Source organism: Desulfobotulus sapovorans DSM 2055 (assembly GCF_059569355.1).
Map to the genome: position 1 here is coordinate 1 of NZ_JCANVJ010000033.1, position 20,056 is coordinate 20,056.

Consider the following 20,056-nt stretch of genomic DNA (forward strand, 5'->3'; position numbering starts at 1 on the left):
AACCATACGAAGTCATGTCTTTTGCAGTTTTCTTGCTCTTTTACTCCGCAAAGAGCTCGCCATGAGACTTGAAGCCGCTGGTCATCACTTTGAATGGGCAACCATCCGCAATGACCTTGAGTCTCTGCAAAGAGTTATTGTGGAAGATAATGGTCGAAGACTTGCACTTCGTACAAGAAGTCATGGCGTATGTGGAAAAATATTCAAGGCTGTTGGTGTGGCCATGCCACAGGCAATTTGCGAAACATAAAAAAGAGCGTTTTGGGAAAACAGGATAACAGGTGGTGCCAAAGGTTTGTTATTGCTTTTTATCACATTGAATTCATTGGATTATTAAAATTGGACTGTAGAAGATGAGTTAGACCATATTAAGTGCTCGTACTCGTACAGAATTGCAAAATCAGCCCAAAACATGTTCACTCTTAGTTTGAGCAAAGAGTTTCACAATACAAACAAAAGAATATGTTCAGTTCATCCTGGAAAATTAAAAACTGCATCAGCATCAAAAGACGCTGACAAACAACCCAGTGATGCAGCTGAAGAGCTTTATTCAAAAATGGGTGACTTTGAAAATGGACGGTTTTACGATTTATTTCAGGGCATTCTAAATTGGTGAATTATTTACTTCAAACATAACAAATCGCTTTAAGGGGCCGCTTGGGCCCCGCCCAAGTCCCCTAAGCTCAAGTGTTACACCCTCTTCTTCCCTCCTGCTGACAAAACAGCTCCCGTTCTTCCCCTAGCCCCCCGTCCGGCTGCTTTTTTTACAGCCTCCCTTTTTCCCCTTGCCCTTGAGGGCGGATCCCCGGCCTGAAAGGCTGGGGTTGGTCATGAAAAATTCATGGGTGTTGAAGCGGTTCTTTTCCCCGGCCATGCGGACATAACTGCCGTCGGGTTGCATGATCCAGCTCTGGGCGTTGTCCTTCAGGTTGGCTTCCATGATCTGGTTGAGAATCTGCTGGTGCACCGTTGGGTTGAGGATGGGAACCAGCACCTCGATCCTGCGGCTGAGGTTCCTTGGCATCCAGTCCGCGGAAGAAATATAGACCCTGGCCTGGGGGGAGGGCAGGGCCTGACCGTTGCCGAAACAGACAATGCGGGAGTGCTCCAGAAAACGGCCCACAATGGATTTCACCCGGATGTTTTCCGAAAGTCCCGGAATACCCGGCCTGAGGCAGCAGATGCCCCGGATGACCAGATCCACGGGAACCCCGGCACAGGAGGCCCGGTACAGGGCGTCGATGATGTCCGGAGACACAAGGGCGTTGAGCTTGGCCCAGATGCCACCGGGGCGACCCGCACGGGCATGGGCGATCTCTTCTTCAATACAGGCCAGCAGATGGGTATTCATGTTCAGGGGAGCCACATAAAGTCTTTCCAGCTGGGAGGGTCTGGCATAGCCCGTCATGTAGTTGAAGATTTTTCCCACATCCTGGCAGATGGCCCGGTCGCAGGTAAAATAGGAAAGATCCGTATAAATCTTGGCTGTGACGGGATGGTAGTTGCCCGTTCCGAGGTGGGCATAGGAGCGCAGGCCGTCTTTTTCCCTGCGGATGACGAGGGAGAGCTTGGCGTGGGTCTTCATTTCCATGAAGCCAAGCCCCACCTGAACGCCGCTGCGCTCCAGAATTCTTGCGATTTCGATATTGGCTTCCTCGTCAAAACGGGCCTTCAGCTCAATCATGGCCGTAACGCTTTTTCCCGCTTCCGCAGCCCGTACCAGGGCCTGGACAATGGGGGAATTCCGGCTGGTGCGGTAGAGGGTCTGCTTGATGGCCACTACCTGGGGATCTTCCGCAGCCTGACGGAGAAACTGGGCCACCACGTCAAAGCTCTCGTAGGGATGGTGCACCAGAATATCTTTTGAATGGATGGCGGCAAAACAGTCTCCCCCGAAATCCCGTATTCTTTCGGGAAAACGGGCCTGGTATTTGGGAAAGAGCAGCTCCGGTCTGTCATCCGTGACCAGATGCCGAAGGTCGCAAAGCCCGATGGCCCGGCCTGTGCGGAACAGGTATTCGGGCATCACATCGAGCTGGGTGCGGAGAAATTCCCGGAGATCGTCCGGCATCTCATTGTCCACGGCAAGACGTACCACCCGTCCCCTGCGGCGGCGCTTGAGGGCGGTTTCAAAGGTGCGCACCAGGTCTTCGGCTTCTTCGTCAATTTCCATTTCAGAGTCCCGAACCACCCGGAAAATCCCGCAGGCCAGCAGTTCCGAAGAGGGAAAAATCTGGTGAAAGAACATGCGCACCACATCCTCCAGGAGGATATAACGAACCCTGTTTTCACCGGGAAGGCGGATCATCCGGTTCAGGTGCTGGGGCAGAATGACAATGGCCACCAGGGTTTCTTCCATTTCCGGGTTTTTCATCTCGAAAATGAGGCCAAAGCCGAGGTTGGGGATGAAGGGAAAGGGATGGGAAGGATCCACGGCCACGGGGCTTAAAACGGGGAAAATCTCCTGGAGGAATTTTTCTTCAAGAAAGCTTCTGTCCTTTTCCGAAAGCGGTTCTGGCCCCACCACGGAAATCCCCGTTTTTTTCAGCTCCTTCAGAAGGTCAAACAGGCATTTGCGCTGTTTTTCCAGAAGATCCACGACCAGATCGTTGATTTTTTCCAGCTGCTGGGCCGGTGTGAGCAGATCCGGGCTGCTGCTCTGCACCCCGGAGGTCACCTGGGCCTTGAGGCCCGCGACCCGCACCATGTAGAATTCGTCCAGGTTGGAGGCGGAGATGGACAGAAAACGAACCCGCTCCAGAAGGGGATGGGCCGGGTTATAGGCTTCTTCCATGACCCGGAAGTTGAACTGGAGCCAGGAAAGCTCCCGGTTGATGAAACGCATGGGGGACTGGGCATGGATATCCCGGAAAGGGCTGTCCCGAAGGGGAACACGGGGCTGTGGGGTTTCCCGGACGCTGGGTACGGTCTCGGAGACGCAGGACAGGGCAGCGGAATCTGGAATCGTATGCTCTGAGATCATGGGGCTTTCCTTTTCTTCAGGGACGGAGAAGCATGGGAGGCTTCCCGGATGCCTGCTTATAGAAAGATTCTGTTAGAATTTTATGAGCAAAAATTCATATTGTCAGTAAGAAAGAGCTTTTATCCTTCTGTGTCCTGAGGCTTTCAGCCTCAGGCTTGACATCTCCCAAAGGGCTCGGCTACTTGACAGGTACAGGAAGAACGGGCCGATGGCATTCAGGCCTCACATGGATACGGGCCTGCTCCGGAACGGATAAGGGTCTATGGAGAAAGGGGTGCAGGCTATGATGACGGGAAAACGCTTTGCCGCCATGGATATCGGTTCCAATGCCGTCCGGCTTCTGCTCACGGAGGTGTTCGAGGGTGCGGACGGCCCCTGTTTCCGGAAAATCGCCCTTGTGCGGATGCCCATCCGTCTGGGCAGGGATGCCTTTATCCTCGGAAAAATATCCAGGGAAAACGGGAATCGGCTTCTCGACACCATTGCAGGCTTTCGTTCCCTGATCCGGGCCTATGAGCCCCTGCGGTTCCGGGCCTGCGCTACTTCCGCCATGCGGGAGGCCGCCAACGGTGAAAAGATCCGGAAGAAGATTCTGGAGCACACGGGGATCGCCCTGGAGATCATCGAGGGCCGGGAGGAAGCCCGCATCATTTTTGCCAACAATCCCTGGAACGGAGGGGCTGTCCCGGGAAACGGGGAGGCCTGGATTTTTGTGGATGTGGGCGGCGGCAGTACGGAAATCACCCTGTTTTCACGGGGAGAAAGCCTTTCCCGCTCCTTTGCCATTGGTACCGTGAGGCTTCTTGAAAATCTCGTTCCCGAAGACCGCTGGGAGGAAATGAAGGACTGGATACGGGAGCATACACGGGATCTTTCCGGCATTCAGGCCGTGGGGAGCGGCGGCAACATCAACAGCGTGATGAAACTCGCCAGGGGAACGGAGGGCCGGGTACTGACCCGTGAAAAAATGAAGGCTGTCCGGGAGCAGCTCCGGAAATTTCCCTATGAGGAACGCATCACAAAGCTGGGGCTGAAACCTGACCGGGCGGATGTCATTCTGCCTGCCCTGAAGATCTACCTGTCTGTCATGAAATGGAGTGGTGCTGAAAAAATGAGTGTTCCCCAGATTGGCCTTGCCGATGGTGTTGTCCGTCTTCTGTACCAGGAAGAGCTGGCTACCCGGAACTCCAGAGCGGTGTGAGTCCATAGCGTTTTTTGAAACTGCCGGAAGAGAGGCCCGAAGCTTCCGGCCCCATCCCCCATCCCCCATCCCCCCAGGAGATATTCCATGCAAAAATCTTACACTTGGCCCCAGCCATGGGAAAAGGAACCCCCCTTTTCCGGTCTTCCAACCCTCTTCAAAAGTTTCCGGGAGAGCGCCGGAAGTGCCACGGTTTTTCTGCTGGATTCCTTTGACTGGCGCCTTTTCCGTCAGGGCCGGGTGCTGCTTCTCACCGCAGGGGGGCGGTACTCCCTCTTTGATATGAAAAGCGGCAGGGAGGAAGCCAGCCTGATGCTGGAAGGAGACGGGCCTGTCCGGTTCTGTACGGATTTTCCGGACTGCCCTCTGGCTCTTCTGCTGCGGCCTGTACTGGAAATGCGGGCTCTTCTGTCCCACGGCCCCTTTCTCAGGGAATGGGTGCTCCATGAATTTTACAGGGATGAGAAAACCCTTCTGGCTCTGGGACTGTGGGAAAAACTCGGGCTCTGTGGCGAGGGCCAGGATCTTCCCGCCTGTGGCCAGTACCATGTGAGAAGCCTCAAGGATCAGCCCAAGGCCGCAAAAAAACTGGGCCGTCATCTGGAAGATCTGGGCTTTCAGCCCACGGACGAGGATCTCTACGGGCTGCTTCTGGAGGCGACGGGGCAGAACCCCAAAGCCCGCAGGAGGATTGTCCTTGAGGCCGGGACTCCGGCCCGTGAGGCCGTTTTTTTGCTTCTTCAGGATCTTTTCAGAACCATGGAGGAAAATCAGCCCGGTATCCGGGAGGACATCGACACGGAATTCCTGCACGACTTCCGGGTTGCGGCCCGCAGGATGCGCTCCCTCCTTTCTCAGATGCGGACGGCCCTGGGTGCGGAAACCGGAACCACCCTCCGTGAGGGGCTGAAGGCCATGGGGCAGATCACAGGAGAGCTTCGGGATCTGGATGTGCTTCTTCTGCGAGCTTCCCGTTTCCGGGCGCTGCTGCCCGCAGCCCTTGCTCCGGGACTGGATTCCCTTTTTCAGGAGCTTCGGGAAAGGCGGGGGCAGATCCGGGAGCGTATGCTGAAAGGGATGGACGGCATTACCTTTTCCAGCACCCTGAAGGAGCTTGCAGCCCTGACGGGGGAGGGCATTGGTTCCGGGCCTGACGGGGAGCGGCCCATCGGGGATCTTGTCACGGAGGCCCTTTCGGCCCAGCACCGCCGTATTCTGCGCCGGGGTCGGAAAATCCGGCCGGACAGTCCGGATGCCCTGTTCCATGCCTTACGCATCGACTGCAAGAAGCTTCGTTATCTTCTGGAATTTTCCGCCTCCCTTTTTTCCGAAAAGGAAGTGAAACGCCTTCTCGATCACCTGAAAGATCTTCAGGAAAATCTGGGCAGCTTTAACGACCTTTCCATCCAGAAGGTCTTTTTCCTTTCGCGGCTCAAGGTTCTGGAGGGCAGGGAACAACAGCTTTCCCTTGCAGAAGCCGCCGCTCTGGGCGGTCTCCTCACAGCCTTTGAGCGGGAGCAGGAAGCATGTCGGCGGGAATTTTTCTTTTTCTTTGAGACCTTTGTTGCGGACAGCAGGCGGTTTGGGAAACTTCTGGGCCGGAAGGCGGATGGGAAGGCATGAAAAACGAAAAGGGAGAAGACATCCTCCTGCCCCCCGTGGGCGGGGTGATTCCCGAGGCCGGAGCGATTCCCTACCGGATCACGGAAAGGGGGCTTGAGGTGCTGCTGATTTCCACCAGCAGCGGAAAGAACCTTACCATTCCCAAGGGCATGGTGGATCCCGGTTTTTCCGAAACCGAGACCCTGGTGCAGGAGACCCATGAGGAGGCCGGAATCCGGGGGCTGCTGCATCCCGAGGTTTTAGGGCGGTATCGTTTTGAAAAATGGCGGCGTATCTGTGAGGTGAGGGTTTTTGCCATGGCGGTGACGGAGGTTCTGGACAGCTGGCCCGAATCCCCTGTCCGGTGCAGGATCTGGACAGGCTGGGAACGGGCTGCGGAGGTGGTGAAGCACAGGGAACTTGGAGCGCTCATCGCCACCCTTGCCCGCTGGCTGGAGGGGCAGGAGAAGCTGGCAAAGCCTACAGTGGTCAAAGGTTGTGGAGAGACCGTTTTCTGATAAGGAAGGGGGACGCTCCTTGCGGAAAGCGTCCCCTCTTGAAAAAGCGTGCTTTTTCCTCCGGTGCGGAGGCTGAGAAAGGGTCAGTCTGCGGTTTTATCCGTATTCAGGCTGGCTTTCAGCACAAAATAGCCAAGAAGTCCGGAAGCCGTGGAGCCCATGATGATGCCGAGCCTTTCATCAAAAAGAAGGCCCGTCTGGCTGGCATCAAAGGCGAGGGAACCAATGAAAAGACTCATGGTGAACCCGACGCCGCAGAGGGCTGCGGTGCCATACAGCCGGCTCCAGTCCATCCCCTGGGGCAGGCTGGCGATCTTCATCCGGACAGCCAGCCAGCAGAAGCCGAAAATGCCCACCTGTTTTCCCAGAAAAAGCCCCAGAGCAATCCCCAGCGGCACACTGTGCAGCACCTTGTCCATCCCCATGTTCCCCAGACCGAGACCTGCGTTGGCAAAGGCAAAAACAGGAAGGATAAAGAACACCACAGCCGCATGCAGGTCATGTTCAAGGGTTTTCAGGGGGGAAAGATCCGCATCTTTGCGGCAGCGGAGGGGAATGAACATGGCCAGGGCCACACCGGCCAGGGTGGCATGAACACCGGATTTCAGCATGGCAGCCCACATGATGAGCCCCACAAGAAGGTAGGGGCTTTTGATCGTGATATTTTTCCGGTTGAAGACCAGCAGTACGGCAAGGCAGACCCCCACCACAAGCAGGGCGGTCAGGGAGATCTTGTCCGTATAGAAAAGTGCGATGATGACAATGGCGCCGACATCGTCAAAGATGGCAAGGGAGGTCAGAAAAATCTTGATGGCAATGGGAACACGGCTGCCCAGGAGGGCCAGGATTCCCAGGGCAAAGGCGATATCTGTCGCCGCAGGAATGGCCCAGCCCTTCAGGGCCACGGGATCTCCCATATTGAAAAGTACATAGATGAGGGCGGGAATCGCCATGCCGCCAATGGCACCAATACCGGGGAGGATGATTTTTTTCACATCGGAGAGTTCCCCTTCCACCATCTCGCGTTTCAGCTCCAGACCGATGAGAAAGAAAAAAACCGCCATCAGACCATCGTTGATCCAGAGGAGCAGGGGTTTGGCAATCTCAAAATCACCGATGCGCAGCATCACAGGTGTTGACAGGGTCATGCGGTAATAGGGTTCCAACGGGGAGTTGGCGGCCAGTACTGCTGCCACGGTGGTCAGCATCAGCAGGATGCCTCCCGAAGATTCTTTCTGAAAAAATTCTGCAATAAAGGAACTCTGATGTTTTTCCATGAATCTCTCCTCCTCATCTGATTTTTGATATTTTTCAGATTTAATGCCAATTTGTCATGTTTATTCTCATATATTCTATGATAAATGGATAAAATCATCATTTTTCATTTTTAAACTTACCCTTTCTCTTCTTTTTGAGCAAGTTTTTCCGAAAAGGGGAGGCGCCGGGTTCTTTTCCTTAAAAAAAATTTGCTCAGGGAAGGTGGGGATCCGTATCGGGTAGAGGTGCAGCCATGGTGGGGAATCTGATGGAATGGCAAAAGTCGGGGAGGTGTGAAGGCTGTAAAAACTTGCCGGAAGATCCGGGGGTGAATCAGGAACCCGCCGTGAGTGCGGTATTCCTGAAATCTTTTGCATGGTGTGATGTAATATCCTGATTTTATAGATGGATCTTCTGTCGGGCCCCTGGTGGGTTCAGGGGGGGCGGAGTTCGGACAAAAAAAAGGCCTGCGGTTTTCACCGTAGGCCTTAACTTTTTTTGGTAGCGGGGGCTGGATTTGAACCAACGACCTTCGGGTTATGAGCCCGACGAGCTACCAGACTGCTCCACCCCGCAGCAACGAGTTCGGAAACTACGCCCTGTGCAGGGATCCGTCAAGCTTTTTTTTATTTTTTTCTGTCATGGGCATTCTGTACCTTTCTCCTTCAGCTCTCCCGTGGGGATGGCATAGAAGAGGGCGTAGCATACCGGCACAAAGAGCAGGGTGATCAGGGTCGCGAAGATGAGACCGAAAAAGATGGTGATGGCCATGGGCTGCCAGGTGGGGCCGCCCGCGATCCACAGGGGAATGAGCCCGAGGGCCGTGGTGGCGGTGGTGAGCAGAATGGGCCGGAACCGCTGGGTCGCTGCCGCCACAATGGCCTGGGCGGGCCTGAGGCCGTTGTCTTCGGTTTCGATGCGGATGCGGTCTAAGAGCACAATGCCGTTGTTGATGACAATGCCCGCAAGGCTGATGACGCCGAGGAAGGGCATGAAGCCAAAGGTGGAGCGACAGAGAAGAAGCCCGCAGGCCACGCCGATGATGGCCAGGGGAATGGTGAGCAGGACAATGAGGGGTTTTTTAAGGGAATTGAACTGGGCGATGAGCAGCAGCACGATGATGAAAAAGGAAAGGGGCAGTTTGCTGAATACCGCGCCCATGGCCTTGGCGCTGTCTTCGGCCTCGCCGCCGAGGGTGACGCCGTATCCTTTGCCCCAGCCGGAGGCCTCGGCTTCCAGCCAGGGTCGGAGCTGGCCGACCACTTCGGAGGCGGTCACGCCGGGAAGGGTTTCCGATTCAATGGTGAGGGTGCGGCTGAGATCCCTGCGGAGGATTTTGGCCGGTTCCCAGACCATGCGGATATCCGCCACCTGTTTTAAGGGAACGCTTTTTCCCGTGGACTGGGCGTAAATGTTGAGGCTTTCCAGGGCGGCCATGTCCATGAGGCCGGGGTTTTCCCGGATCATGATGATGGGAAGGAGCTGGTCGTCTTCCCTGAAAATTCCGGTGTCCGATCCGGAAAGCAGGGTCTGGAGGGAGGTGGCCACATCCTGGCTGGTGAGGCCTGAAAGGCGTGCGCGGTTCTGATCAATGCGCACCTCGAATTTTCTTGCGCGGACGCCCCAGTTGTCCGAAACGTTGCGGCTGCCCGCAATACCGCGCAGTTCTTGTTTCACGGCTTCCCCAAGGGTGAAAAGCCGGTCGGGATCCTCTCCTGAAATGCGGATGGAAATGGGCGTTTTGGAGCCGCCGCCGCTTTTGAGACGGGAGACCTGGGCCCTGACATCGGGAAAGTGCCCGGCGCAGAAAGCGTAGACGGCTGCGATCACGGTGTCATTGGCCGCGTCCGAGGCGGTGTTGATGAGCAGGTGGGCGGTGTAGGGCGCGGATTCCGGCGCCGTATACCCAAGATCATATTTGGGTGCGCCCTTGCCCACAAAGGAGGCGAAACTGGTAACGCCCTTTCCGGAAAGTTCCTTGGCGATGAACTCTTCCACCTGCCGCGTGACGGCGTCGGTCACGGAAATGTCCACGCCGATGGGAAGTTCAAGATTGGCCGTGACCAGAGGCCGGTCGCTGTCCGGGAAAAAGACAAAGGGAATGAAACGGAAAAGCCCGAGGCTCAGGATGAAAAGGAGGAGGGTCAGGGCGAGGAAGGCGCGGGGGTACTGCAAAACGGTGCGGAGAAAGCCTTCATAGCGGAACCGGATGCGGGCCACGGGGCCTTTCTGGTTTTCCTCCTTTCCGGGCTGTACCCGGATCATCGCCATGGCCAGCATGGGAATGAGGGTGAGGGAAAGAATCCAGGAGGCGAGGAGGGCTGCGCTCACCACCTCGAAGAGCTGGCCCATGATTTCCCCCATGACGGACTGGGCGAGGAAAAAGCTCACAAAGGCCGCCGCTGTGGTGAGGGAGGAGACAAGAAGGGGCACGGCCAGTTCCCTGGAAGCGGCCAGGGCGGCGTCCAGGCGTTTTTCCCCGGCCTCCATGCGCACCATCATGGCCTCGCTCATGACAATGGCGTTGTCCACCAGCATGCCCAGGGCGATGATGAGGGAGGCGAGGGAAACCTGGTTGAGCCCCACTTTGATGAGGGACATGATGAGCAGGGTGAAGAGAATGGCCGAGGGAATGAGGGAGGAGACCACAAGGCCCGTGCGCAGGCCGAGAAAGAGGAGCATGGTGGCGAGCACCACGGTGACGCTCTGGATGAGGTTGGAGGTGAAATTGGCGATGGCTTCCTGCACCTTGATGTCCTGGGACGCCACGCGGACAAAGTCGATGCCGTGGGGGTACACCCCCTTCAGATCCTTCAGTTTTGCGTCAATGGCGGCCCCCATCTCAAGGATGTTGCCGCCTTTTTTGAGGGAGCAGCCGAGGACGATGCCGGGCGTGCCGTTGATGCGCACATGGTTGTCCGGAGGATCGAGATAACCCCGCTCGACCCGGGCCACGTCCTTCAGGCGCAGAAGGCCCTGGCTGCCGGGTTCCGAAAGGATGAGGTTTTCGAGATCCGTCAGATTTTCAAAATTTCCGGAGGGTTCAAGGCTGATGCGGTTGTCGCCCAGGGTGACCTGACCGCCGGGAAAGATGATGTTGGTGCTCTGGATCAGCCCTGCGATGCGGTCGCGGGTAAGGCCCAGGCGGGCCAGCCGCGCGTCATCGTAGCGGATGTAAATCCTCTGGGGCTGAACGCCGGAGAGTTCGACCTTGGCCACTTCCTTCAGCCGGATGAGTTCATCCCGCACCTCGTCGGCGACGGTTTTCAGCTCCGCCGGAGAAAAACCCTCTCCCGTGATGCCGATGAGAATACCGAACACATCCCCCATCTCGTCATTGACCACAGGGTTCAGACCCTGGGGCAGGTCGGGGCGTACGGCGTCCACCTTGCGGCGGATGGTGTCAAAGATGGGACGGAGCTCATACTCGCTCTCCTTGAGCATGACGGTGATGACGGAGATGCCGGGTCTGGATTCGGACTGGATGTAATCGATTTCCGGAATTTCCTGCACCGCCTTTTCAATGCGGTCTGTCACCAGCTGTTCCACCCGCGCGGGGGAAGCGCCGGGAAAGGGGGTGACAATGGTGATGGCGCGCACGAGAAAGGGCGGCATGTCATCCTTGGGCATGGAAAAAAAGCTCTGGACTCCGGAAAGGAGCAGGACAAAGAGAAGGCTCAGGGTGAGCCAGCGGTTTCGGATGGCGCTTTCCGTAAGATTCATGGGAATTCTGCCCCGTTTGTGATGGGTGTCAGTGGAGATGGCGGACGGTCATGCCCTCGGTAAGGCGGGAGACGCCAGCCGTGACAATTTTTTCACCGGGCTTAAGCCCTTCGGTCACTTCAAAGCGATCCCCGATGAGGGCGCCGAGGGTGACGCTTCTCCGGACGACCCGGCCCAGATCCTTTTCCTGCCCGTCCGTAAGCACCCAGACAAAACGGCCTTCCGGATCTTCAAGGATGGCGGACACCGGCACAAGGATGCGGTTGCGTTTTTCCTCGCCGCTGAGATGGAAGGTGAGTTCCGCAGGCATGCCGGGACGGATGCGGGCGTCCGGCGCGTCAAGGCGGACACTGACGGGATAGGTGGCCTGCGCGTCGCTCACATAGGACACTTCGTATACCTTCGCGGAAAAACTGGCGTTTTGCAGGCTGCTGAAGCGCACCTCAACGGGATCGCCCGGATGGATGCCGCCGATGTGGGCTTCGGGAATGCCGGCCCGCACCAGAATGGCGTCTCCCGTGCTGAGGGTGGCCACCGTGGCCCCGGCCTGCACGTTTTCATTGGTTTCCACTTCCACCCTTGCGATGCGTCCTTGTGCGGGAGAAAGGAGTACTGCGTAGGAAAGACGGCTTTTCTGAAGGGCCAGACGCTGAAAGGTGGCCTCATAGTCCGCCGCCGCCGCGGCATGACGGCTTTTGGCCGCCTCGTAGTCGCTGAGGGAGACGTTGTTTTTTGCATAAAGACTGCGGACGCGTTCTAAGGATGCCGCAGCCGCGTCCCGCTGGGCGCGCGCGTTTTCGAGCAGGGCCTCAAGCTCCGTGAGGGTGAGACGGTCGTCTTTGTCATCGAGACGGGCAATGACCTGTCCTGCCTCCACGGCATCCCCCATTTTGACGGGCAGCTCCAGAATCTGGCCTGCAATGCGGAAGCCCAGGCGGATTTCCGTGGCGGGTCGGGCCTGCCCCGTGAAGGTGCGGGTTTCGGAAAGGTTGCGGGTCTCCAGGGTTTCATAGCGGACAGGACGGATTTCCGGCGGCGCCTCGGCCTTTCTGGAATCCGTGCAGGCCGGGGCCGCCATGAAAAGAAGAAGACAGGCCAGGGGCAGAAGCCGGACGGGTGGACAGGGGGGGCTGGACTGTGAAGGTTTCATGGCGTCATCCTTAAAAATGGGGCATCTGGCGTCAGGAAAGCTCAGGATGCAGCATGCCCGTTTTTGAAATCAAGGTAGCGGAGGAAAAAGGCGTCGCGGTTTTCCGGGGCCGCCAGTGCGGGATAAAAGCCCAGGGCGTGTTCCAGCCGCAGCCGTGCGAGCAGAAGGGCGTAGCGGGCGTCGGCCTCGGCTTCCCTGGCGCTGATGTCTGCGTTGCGGGCGTCCATGAGTTCCACAATGGCGATTTCTCCCTTGGCATAGGCGTCCTGCACAAGGGCGAGGTTTTCCCGTGAGGCCTTTGCCGCCTGCCTGGAAAAGGTGAGATCAAAGGAGGCGGCCGTGAGATCCGCAAGCCGGTTGCGGACAGTCTCCCGGATCTGGCGGAGGGTTTCCGCCCTTTCAAGATCAAGACGCCGGATCTCGGAGCGGGCCGTGGCTCTTGCCGCCTGGATTTCGCCTCCGTTGTACAGGGTCCAGGAGGCCCGCAGGCCCACCTCCCAGCGGTCATCCGAAGGAAGGGAGATTTCGGAGCCTTCGCCGCTTCTGTCCAGCACATGGGCCGCGCTGGCGCCAAGGCGGAGTTCCGGCGTATAGGGTTTCCGGTTCTGGTAGGCTTCCTCCCGCGCCGCCAGGGAAAGGGCTGCCTCAAGAACCTTGGGTTCGGGCCGCATCCTGGCCGCTTCCTCTTCCAGAAAGCGGGAAAAACGGGTGAGGGCCTCGGGTGTCCGGACCTCCTGCAGCAGGGGAATGATGCTGGAGACGGCGAAAAAGTCTTCGCCTGTGGCTGTGTCCGCCAGTCCAAAGGTCTGATCCATGGGGTGCCGTATGCGGCGTTTCAGGGTGTTTTTCGCCTGTTCCACGCTGATGGCCGCGGCAAGGAGCTCCTGCCGGGCGCGGGCCAGGGCGTTTTCCCAGCGCAGCACCTCCGTACGGCCCGTGTAGCCCACTTCCTGACGCTGCCGGGCGATTTCAAGATTTTTTCGGGTATGATCCGCCGTATCCTTGCGGATGCGCATGAGGGTTCTGGAGCGCAGCAGGCTGAAACAGGCCTCACCCACATCCAGCACCGCGTCGAGGCGCGCCTTTTCCAGCTGCACGGCGGCCTGATCCATCTCCCTTTCCCCCGTGTACACCCGTGTATTGGCGCTGTCGCTGAAAAGGGCCTGACTGAGGCTGAGACCGGCTTCGGCGCTGCGTTCCGCCACGCCGCCGACGCTCTGATCCTTATCCCTGAGACTGCCCCGGAGTTCCGCCTCAAGGCCGGGTTTCCGGAGGGCGGCGGCCCCCTTCAGCCGGGACTCGGCCTGGGCGAGGCGTTCTTCCGCCTGAAGGACGGCATTGTGATGATGAAGGCTGTCCCGGAGCAGATCCGTCAGGCTTCCTTCCCGGCCCTCCTGGGTTGCGTCCACGAGAACATCCGCTTCCACAAGAATATCCCAGGGTGGTGAAAAGCCGATGCGTCTTGCGGTTTCGAGGTTGAGGAAGATCCGGCTGTCCGTGTCCGTGGATACGGGCATGGCCGCGAGGTTCCCGGTTTCGGCCCAGGTTTCGATGCGCAGGGCGAGGAGCCGGGCCATGCGCCGGATCCGGGCTTCGGGCGCCGCACCGGCCAGTGCCCCGATCCGGACATCGCTTTCCCCTTTAAGGGAAAAAAGGGGCAGGTTTTTGCGGATGGCCTCTCCGATAAGCTCTTCCCGTATGGCCTGGGGATAGCGGTAAAGACCGCCAAGGAGAACGGCGTCCGCCTCTTCCGGTATGGGCGCGGGTTTTCCGGCCCGGCCCGGTCCCGGAGGGATGAAGTGAACCTCCAGGGATTCGGCCAGGGGCGCAAGGCGATCCAGGTCGTCTTCTTTTTCCCAGAGGGGGGCGTCGAGGAGGAGGGCGAGGCGCTTGAAGCCCGTAATCCTGTGGAAGGTGCGGATGTCTGATTCCAGCACGCCGGATGTCGCGAGATAGGTGAAGTTTTTAAGGCCGGAGCTTCCCTGGGGCGTGAGGGGAAGCTGCTGGATCCGGGGATCCGTGACGCCCAGCGCAATGAGGGGCTTGGGAAAGGCCGGGTTCCGTCCCAGCACGGGGGCGCAGAATCCCCCGATGGCGAGGATCAGGTCTATATCTTTTCTGAGGGCGAGGGCTTTATACGTGCTTTGGATGGCTGCCGCATCCGCGGCTGTGACGTGGGGGCTTCCGGCGGCGATGCGGATGTCTTTTTTCTGGCCGAGAAGGGCGTGGGCCTCGGACAGCACCTCTTCCATGAAGCTCCGGATTTCAGGCGTATCCGCGTCACTGATCACAGCGATGTGCAGGGTTCCGCTGTAGGCAGGGAGGGCGGGAAGGAGAAGGGACAAGACGGAGAGGAAAAAAAAAGAAAGCCGGATGGGTCTGGTGTGCAGAGGCATGGTTTTCTCCGGTGTATGGAATCGGTTTTCAGGGGAAAAGCTGGCGGCCTCAGAGCAGGAAACGGGGAGGCCGTTTTTTCAGAACTTGTCATAGGCGATCATCTCTTCCTCGACCCCGAGATTCCAGAGAATATCCACCACGGCGTCCACCATGACCGGCGGGCCGCAGAGGTAGTACGCGATTTCGGCCGGGTCGTCGTGGTCTTTGAGGTAGCTGTCGTAGAGCACCTGGTGGATGAAGCCCGTGGGGCCTTCCCATGCGTCTCCGGGGAGGGGTTCGGACAGGGCAACCTGATAGCTGAAGTTGGGGTAAGTTTCCGTCAGTTTTTTGAATTCCTCATCATAGAACATTTCCCTTCTGGAGCGTGCCCCATACCAGAAGGTGATTTTACGGTCTGTTTTCAGGGTGTTGAGCTGGTGCAGGATGTGGCTGCGCATGGGCGCCATGCCCGCGCCGCCGCCCACAAAGCACAGCTCCCTTTGGGTTTCCTTCACAAGAAAATCGCCGTAGGGCCCGCTGAAGGTGACCTTATCCCCTTTTCTGAGATTGAAAATATAGGAAGAACCCACGCCGGGCGGGGCATGGGGCTTGTCTTCGGGCGGGGTGGCGATGCGCACCGTGAGGCGGGGTTCCCTTTCATAGGGCGGATTGGCCAGGGAATAGGCCCGGAACACCCGTTCACTGGAACGGCTCTGGAGATTCCAGAGCTGATATTTGTCCCAGTCGTCCACATAGGTGCTGGTAATGTCAAAGTCTGAAAAGGAAAGCTGGTATTCGGGGATGTCAATCTGGATGTACTGACCGGCCTCAAAGTCGAAATCTTCATCCGGATCGGTTTTGAGGATCAGTTCCTTGATATAGGTTCCCACATTGTTGTTGGACAGTACGGAAGCATGGAATTTCCGGATGCTGAAAATTTCTTCCGGAATTTCAATGGCCATGTCGTTCCGCACCTTGAGCTGACAGGCCAGACGGACGCCTCCGGCCTTTTCTTTGCGGCTCAGGTGGGCCAGCTCTGTGGGCAGCACATCACCGCCCCCGGACGTCACCCTGCACTTGCACATGCCGCAGGTGCCGCCGCCACCGCAGGCTGAGGGCAGGAGAATCCCCTGACTGGCCAGACTGCTTAACAGGGTGGCACCGCTGGGGACGACCAGGGTTTTTTCGGTATCCCGATTGATACGGATATGGCTGTCTTCCTTTTTGACGAGGCGGGACTCCACAAAAAGAAGGAGGAAGACAAGGGACAGGGTGACACCGGAAAACACCGCAAAACTGATCAGATATATCATGGGGCGCTCCTTTGCTACAGGGCGATACCGGAAAAGATCATGAAACCCATGGCCATGAGGCCTGTCACGATCATTGTGATACCATAGCCTTCCAGTCCATAGGGGAGATCCGCATACCGGAGTTTTTGCCGCAGGGCCGCCATGGCCACAATGGCAAGGAGCCAGCCCGTACCGGATCCTAAGCCAAACACCAGGGATTCGCTGAAGCCGTAGTCCCTTTCCACCATGAAAAGGGAGGTGCCGAGAATGGCGCAGTTGACAGCAATCAGAGGCAGAAAAACCCCTAAGCCCGTGTACAGGGCCTGGGAAAAACGCTCAATGACCATCTCCACAATCTGCACCATGGCGGCGATGGAGGCGATGAAGGTGATGAAGCGCAGGAAACTGAGATCCACATGGGGCAGCCCTGCCCAGGAAAGGGCTCCGGGAGCGAGGAGAAAGGTGTGGATCATCCAGTTCACCGGCGTGGTAATGGCCAGGACAAAGACCACGGCAATGCCCAGACCTGTGGCGGTTCTGAGGTTGCCGGACACGGCCACAAAGGAACACATGCCAAGGAAGTAGGCGAGGAGGATGTTGCCCACAAAAACGGAGTTGAGAAAAATGCCCATCAGGTTTTCCACCGTGCACTCCTTTTCGGGAAGGACTGTTTTCAGCATACAGGCAGTCGTACGGGTCTGTTTTTTTGAGCGGAAGCGTTATATCCCTTCACGGTTCCGGGAGATGTCCAGGATCATGGTATGCAGGGTTGCCACAAGTTCCGGAATGCGGGTACTGCATACATCGAAGATGACATCCGCATCCATTTCAAAGTAGTGATGGCTGATGATATCTCGCATGGCTTTGGCTTTTTTCCAGTCCACTTGGGGATAGCTCTGTAAAAGTGTTTTTCCTGTCACTTTATCCAGATTTTTCAGTGCCTCACCAATGGCGATCAGCAACATGCATATGCTGTCGAGCTTTTCCATTCCCGCAGCAGAACCTGTAAAATCCTTTACGCTTCTTACCGGTTGAAACCGTTGCAGCAGGGTTTGTCCCGCACCATGAATCTGCACCAGGATTTCACGGACAAGGCTTTGATCATACATAGACGGCTTCCTTGTCGATGCGTGTTTTGAGAAAGACATTCATGTCCGGTCTGTATCGGATGATGTCCACTTTTCTGTGCAGATGTGCTTCCAGTTCCTGTTTGATGCCGATGAGTGAAAAAAGATCGGGCCTTTCCAGTTCCACCACAACATCAATATCGCTTTCTTCCCGGATATCGTTTCGGGCCACGGAGCCGAAAACTCCCATCCTGAGGATGCGGTACTCTTCTTTCCTGAGGTTTTTGAATTCCCCCAGGCAGCGAAGTACATAGTCTTTCTGCATTTTGAGTTCTCCCGTTGTCCTTGTGCCGCAAGACCGGAAGGCTGGCGGCTGAAATTATCTTAACCTCTTTTTCCGTTCCGCTGGAGGACGGCTTTCTGGAACCAGACAAAAAGTCCGATGAGGATAAAGGCCGCAGGGGCGAGCAGCATGAAGCCCATATTGGTATAGCCTGCGGTGTACAGGGCTTCGGGAATCACCTGAATACCGAAGAGGGTGCCGGAGCCGAAAAGTTCCCGCAGAAAGGCCACGCCGAAGAGGACGAGGGAATAGCCCATGCCGTTGCCCAGACCGTCACAGAAAGAGAGCAGGGGCGGATTGCCGAGGGCGAAGGTTTCCGTGCGGCCCATCACCACACAGTTGGTGATGATGAGTCCCACAAAAACGGAGAGCTGTTTGCTGATGTCGTAGAGAAAGGCCTTTAAGACCTGATCCGTGAGAATGACCAGGGTGGCGATGACAAAAAGTTCCACAATGATGCGGATATTCCGGGGAATCTGTTTGCGCAGCAGGGAGACGATGAAGCTGGAAAAGGCCGTGACAAAGGTCATGGAAAGTCCCATGACGATGGCGGTGTTGAGCTGTACGGTGACGGCCAGAGCGGAGCAGATACCCAGCATCTGCACATTGATGGGGTTGTTGCCCAGAAGGGGTTCCGTAAGGGCCTTGTAACAGGGACTGTTCCGGAGTTTCATGGGGCCTCCTTGCCAAGATAGGTATTTCCTTTCCCGTCACGGAAATGCCGGGAGACAGGCTCATAGTGCTTCAGGGTCTGCATCAGACCTTCGGAGAGGTACGTGCCCGTAAGGGTGGCACCGGAGATGCCGTCCACGGTGTGCTCTTTTTCTTCTGTGGCCTTGCCCTTGGCGATTTTCAGCCCCTGAAAGGTATGGGTTTCATCGAGAATCCGCTTTCCGGAAAAGCCCTGCTGAAAGGCCTTACCTTCAATCTCACCGCCAAGGCCCGGGGTTTCCTGATGACCGTATACCGTAAATCCGGACACGGTGATGCCGTCTGCCTCAAGGGCAAGGTAGCCGTAAATCTTTCCCCAGAGTCCGCGGGATTCCAGGGGCAGCACATAGCCTTCCGCGTTTTTGCCTTCACGGTCTTTTCGGAGGAAGAAGGTGCGGGTGTCCTCCCCTGTCTCCATGGGGGCGGGTGTGCCTGTGCTGTCCGTCACCACCGACTGAATCCGGGCTGCAAAGAGCTTTTCCACATCCGCAGGGCGGAGTTTCTTGCCTTCGTCCAGAAGTCCTGCGGCCTTGAGCACGTTTTTCTGGCGATCCAGGCGGGCATTGGCCTCCTGTCTGGGCTTCAGTCCTGTGGCCGCTGCGGTGAGGAGCAGACTGCAAACGAGGCAGAGGCAGAAGGTAAAGGTGATGGAACGGGTGTCAGACATGGGAAATCCTCTTTCTCAGCCGGATCTGGATGGCAATGTGATCCAGCAGCGGCGCGAACAGGTTCATGAAGAGAATGGCCAGCATGGTGCCTTCCGGATAGGCGGGGTTGAAAATCCGTATCAGTACGGTAAGGGTTCCGATGAGAAAACCATAGACCCAGCGGGCCGTGTCCATCCCCGGTGCGGATACGGGATCGGTGGCCATGAAGACGATGCCGAAGGCAAAGCCGCCCATGACCAGATGGTAGTAGGCGGGAAGAGCCATGGCGGCTTCAAAGGAACCCGTGGCCAGCAGGTTCATCAGGCTGCCCGTTGCCAGAAGGCCGAGGATGCCCCCCACCATGATACGCCAGTTCGCCACCCCTGTGAGAACCAGGAGGGCCGCCCCCACCAGACAGAGCAGGGCGGAGGTTTCGCCGATGCATCCCGGTGTGCGGCCCACAAAAAGTTCAAGGAATCCCAGACCCGCCTGATCCAGAAGGGCGGGAATCTGGCTTCCGGCTTCCGCCTGGGCGCTGATGGCAAGGGCCGTGGCTCCGGAAACCGCATCCGTGGCTCCCCCGGAGATCCAGACCGCATCTCCGGACATCTGCCCCGGATAGGCGAAAAAAACAAAGGCCCTGGCCGTCAGTGCCGGGTTGAGGATGTTGCGGCCCGTTCCGCCGAAGATTTCCTTGCCGATGACCACGCCGAAGCTGATGCCGATGGCCGCCTGCCACAGGGGCAGATCCGGAGGAAGGATGAGGGGATAGAGCAGGCCTGTCACCAGAAAGCCTTCGCTGATGCCGTGGCCCCGGCGGATGGCAAAAAGGGCTTCCCAGAAAAAGCCCACGCCATAGCTCACCACAAGCAGAGGCAGGAAAATGAACAGTCCCCGGAGGAAGGCGGGCAAAAGATCCGTGGAGCTGCCCGCCGCGAGGCTGGCGTAATACCCTGTGTTGTAGATACCAAAGAGGGTGACGGGAAGAAGGGCCAGAATGACGATGCTCATGAAACGCTTGAGGTCAAGGCTGTCCCGGATGTGGGGGGCTTTGGCCGTGGTGCTGTCCGGCAGGAAGAAGATGGTTTCAAAGGCGTCAAAGAGTCCGTGGTAGCGGTGCAGTCTGCCGTCCTGTTCGAATTTCGGCCTGTGGGTATCGAAGAATTTTTTGATCCAGCGCTGCATG

The 20,056-nt window shown here is 57.5% G+C and carries 16 protein-coding genes, 1 tRNA gene and 1 pseudogene; 5 read left to right on the forward strand and 13 right to left on the reverse strand.

Annotation, left to right across the window (positions count from 1 at the left end; genetic code table 11):
- Positions 1-250, forward strand: a pseudogene (locus tag BR04_RS15715) (IS1634 family transposase); the annotation flags it as partial.
- A 162-nt stretch (positions 251-412) separates the two neighbouring features.
- Complete coding sequence (locus BR04_RS15720) at positions 413-616, forward strand: hypothetical protein (RefSeq protein WP_496356973.1); 204 nt, start codon at positions 413-415, stop codon at positions 614-616.
- Positions 617-739: 123 nt separating this feature from the next.
- Here BR04_RS15720 and BR04_RS15725 read toward each other — a convergent pair whose 3' ends face one another.
- Positions 740-2,983, reverse strand: a complete 2,244-nt coding sequence (locus BR04_RS15725) for an RNA degradosome polyphosphate kinase (RefSeq protein ID WP_496356974.1) — start codon at positions 2,981-2,983, stop codon at positions 740-742.
- A gap of 283 nt (positions 2,984-3,266) precedes the next feature.
- On the opposite strand from BR04_RS15725, the gene BR04_RS15730 reads away from it, so the two are divergent.
- The 3 genes from BR04_RS15730 (at position 3,267) to BR04_RS15740 (ending at position 6,304) form a co-directional block, all read left to right on the forward strand.
- Positions 3,267-4,184, forward strand: coding sequence for a Ppx/GppA phosphatase family protein (locus tag BR04_RS15730; protein WP_496356975.1), 918 nt, complete (start codon positions 3,267-3,269; stop codon positions 4,182-4,184).
- Positions 4,185-4,271: 87 nt separating this feature from the next.
- Entirely contained in the window at positions 4,272-5,807 is a 1,536-nt protein-coding gene (locus tag BR04_RS15735) for a CHAD domain-containing protein (protein ID WP_496356976.1), read from the forward strand.
- A complete protein-coding gene (locus BR04_RS15740) occupies positions 5,804-6,304 on the forward strand; it encodes an NUDIX hydrolase (protein WP_496356977.1) in 501 nt (166 codons plus the stop codon). Before BR04_RS15735 ends, BR04_RS15740 begins: the two co-directional genes overlap by 4 nt.
- An 83-nt stretch (positions 6,305-6,387) precedes the next feature.
- On the opposite strand, the gene nhaA is transcribed toward BR04_RS15740, so the two are convergent.
- The 12 genes from nhaA to BR04_RS15800 form a co-directional block, all read right to left on the reverse strand.
- A complete protein-coding gene (gene nhaA, locus BR04_RS15745) occupies positions 6,388-7,581 on the reverse strand; it encodes a Na+/H+ antiporter NhaA (protein ID WP_496356978.1) in 1,194 nt (397 codons plus the stop codon).
- Between the two features lie 479 nt (positions 7,582-8,060).
- Positions 8,061-8,137 (reverse strand) — tRNA-Met (locus BR04_RS15750).
- A 63-nt stretch (positions 8,138-8,200) separates the two neighbouring features.
- Positions 8,201-11,284 (reverse strand): efflux RND transporter permease subunit, encoded by a 3,084-nt coding sequence (locus BR04_RS15755; protein ID WP_496356979.1) that lies wholly within the window; start codon positions 11,282-11,284, stop codon positions 8,201-8,203.
- 28 nt (positions 11,285-11,312) lie between these two features.
- Positions 11,313-12,434: an efflux RND transporter periplasmic adaptor subunit gene (locus tag BR04_RS15760; RefSeq protein ID WP_496356980.1), complete on the reverse strand. Its 1,122-nt coding sequence runs from the start codon at positions 12,432-12,434 to the stop codon at positions 11,313-11,315.
- A gap of 41 nt (positions 12,435-12,475) precedes the next feature.
- Positions 12,476-14,830, reverse strand: coding sequence for a TolC family protein (locus tag BR04_RS15765; RefSeq protein ID WP_496356981.1), 2,355 nt, complete (start codon positions 14,828-14,830; stop codon positions 12,476-12,478).
- 78 nt (positions 14,831-14,908) lie between these two features.
- The gene (gene nqrF / locus BR04_RS15770) at positions 14,909-16,123 is read right to left on the reverse strand and encodes an NADH:ubiquinone reductase (Na(+)-transporting) subunit F (protein WP_496356982.1); all 1,215 of its coding nucleotides are present in this window, start codon (positions 16,121-16,123) and stop codon (positions 14,909-14,911) included.
- 14 nt (positions 16,124-16,137) lie between these two features.
- Complete coding sequence (gene nqrE / locus BR04_RS15775; RefSeq protein WP_496356983.1) at positions 16,138-16,746, reverse strand: NADH:ubiquinone reductase (Na(+)-transporting) subunit E; 609 nt, start codon at positions 16,744-16,746, stop codon at positions 16,138-16,140.
- A gap of 75 nt (positions 16,747-16,821) precedes the next feature.
- Positions 16,822-17,211, reverse strand: coding sequence for a HepT-like ribonuclease domain-containing protein (locus BR04_RS15780; RefSeq protein ID WP_496356984.1), 390 nt, complete (start codon positions 17,209-17,211; stop codon positions 16,822-16,824).
- Complete coding sequence (locus BR04_RS15785) at positions 17,204-17,494, reverse strand: nucleotidyltransferase family protein (protein WP_496356985.1); 291 nt, start codon at positions 17,492-17,494, stop codon at positions 17,204-17,206. Before BR04_RS15785 ends, BR04_RS15780 begins: the two co-directional genes overlap by 8 nt.
- 59 nt (positions 17,495-17,553) lie before the next feature.
- Positions 17,554-18,186: an NADH:ubiquinone reductase (Na(+)-transporting) subunit D gene (locus BR04_RS15790; RefSeq protein ID WP_496356986.1), complete on the reverse strand. Its 633-nt coding sequence runs from the start codon at positions 18,184-18,186 to the stop codon at positions 17,554-17,556.
- Positions 18,183-18,890: an FMN-binding protein gene (locus tag BR04_RS15795; RefSeq protein ID WP_496356987.1), complete on the reverse strand. Its 708-nt coding sequence runs from the start codon at positions 18,888-18,890 to the stop codon at positions 18,183-18,185. Before BR04_RS15795 ends, BR04_RS15790 begins: the two co-directional genes overlap by 4 nt.
- Positions 18,883-20,055, reverse strand: coding sequence for an NADH:ubiquinone reductase (Na(+)-transporting) subunit B (locus tag BR04_RS15800; protein WP_496356988.1), 1,173 nt, complete (start codon positions 20,053-20,055; stop codon positions 18,883-18,885). The genes BR04_RS15795 and BR04_RS15800 overlap by 8 nt, the downstream gene beginning before the upstream one ends.
- Position 20,056 lies beyond the last annotated feature (1 nt).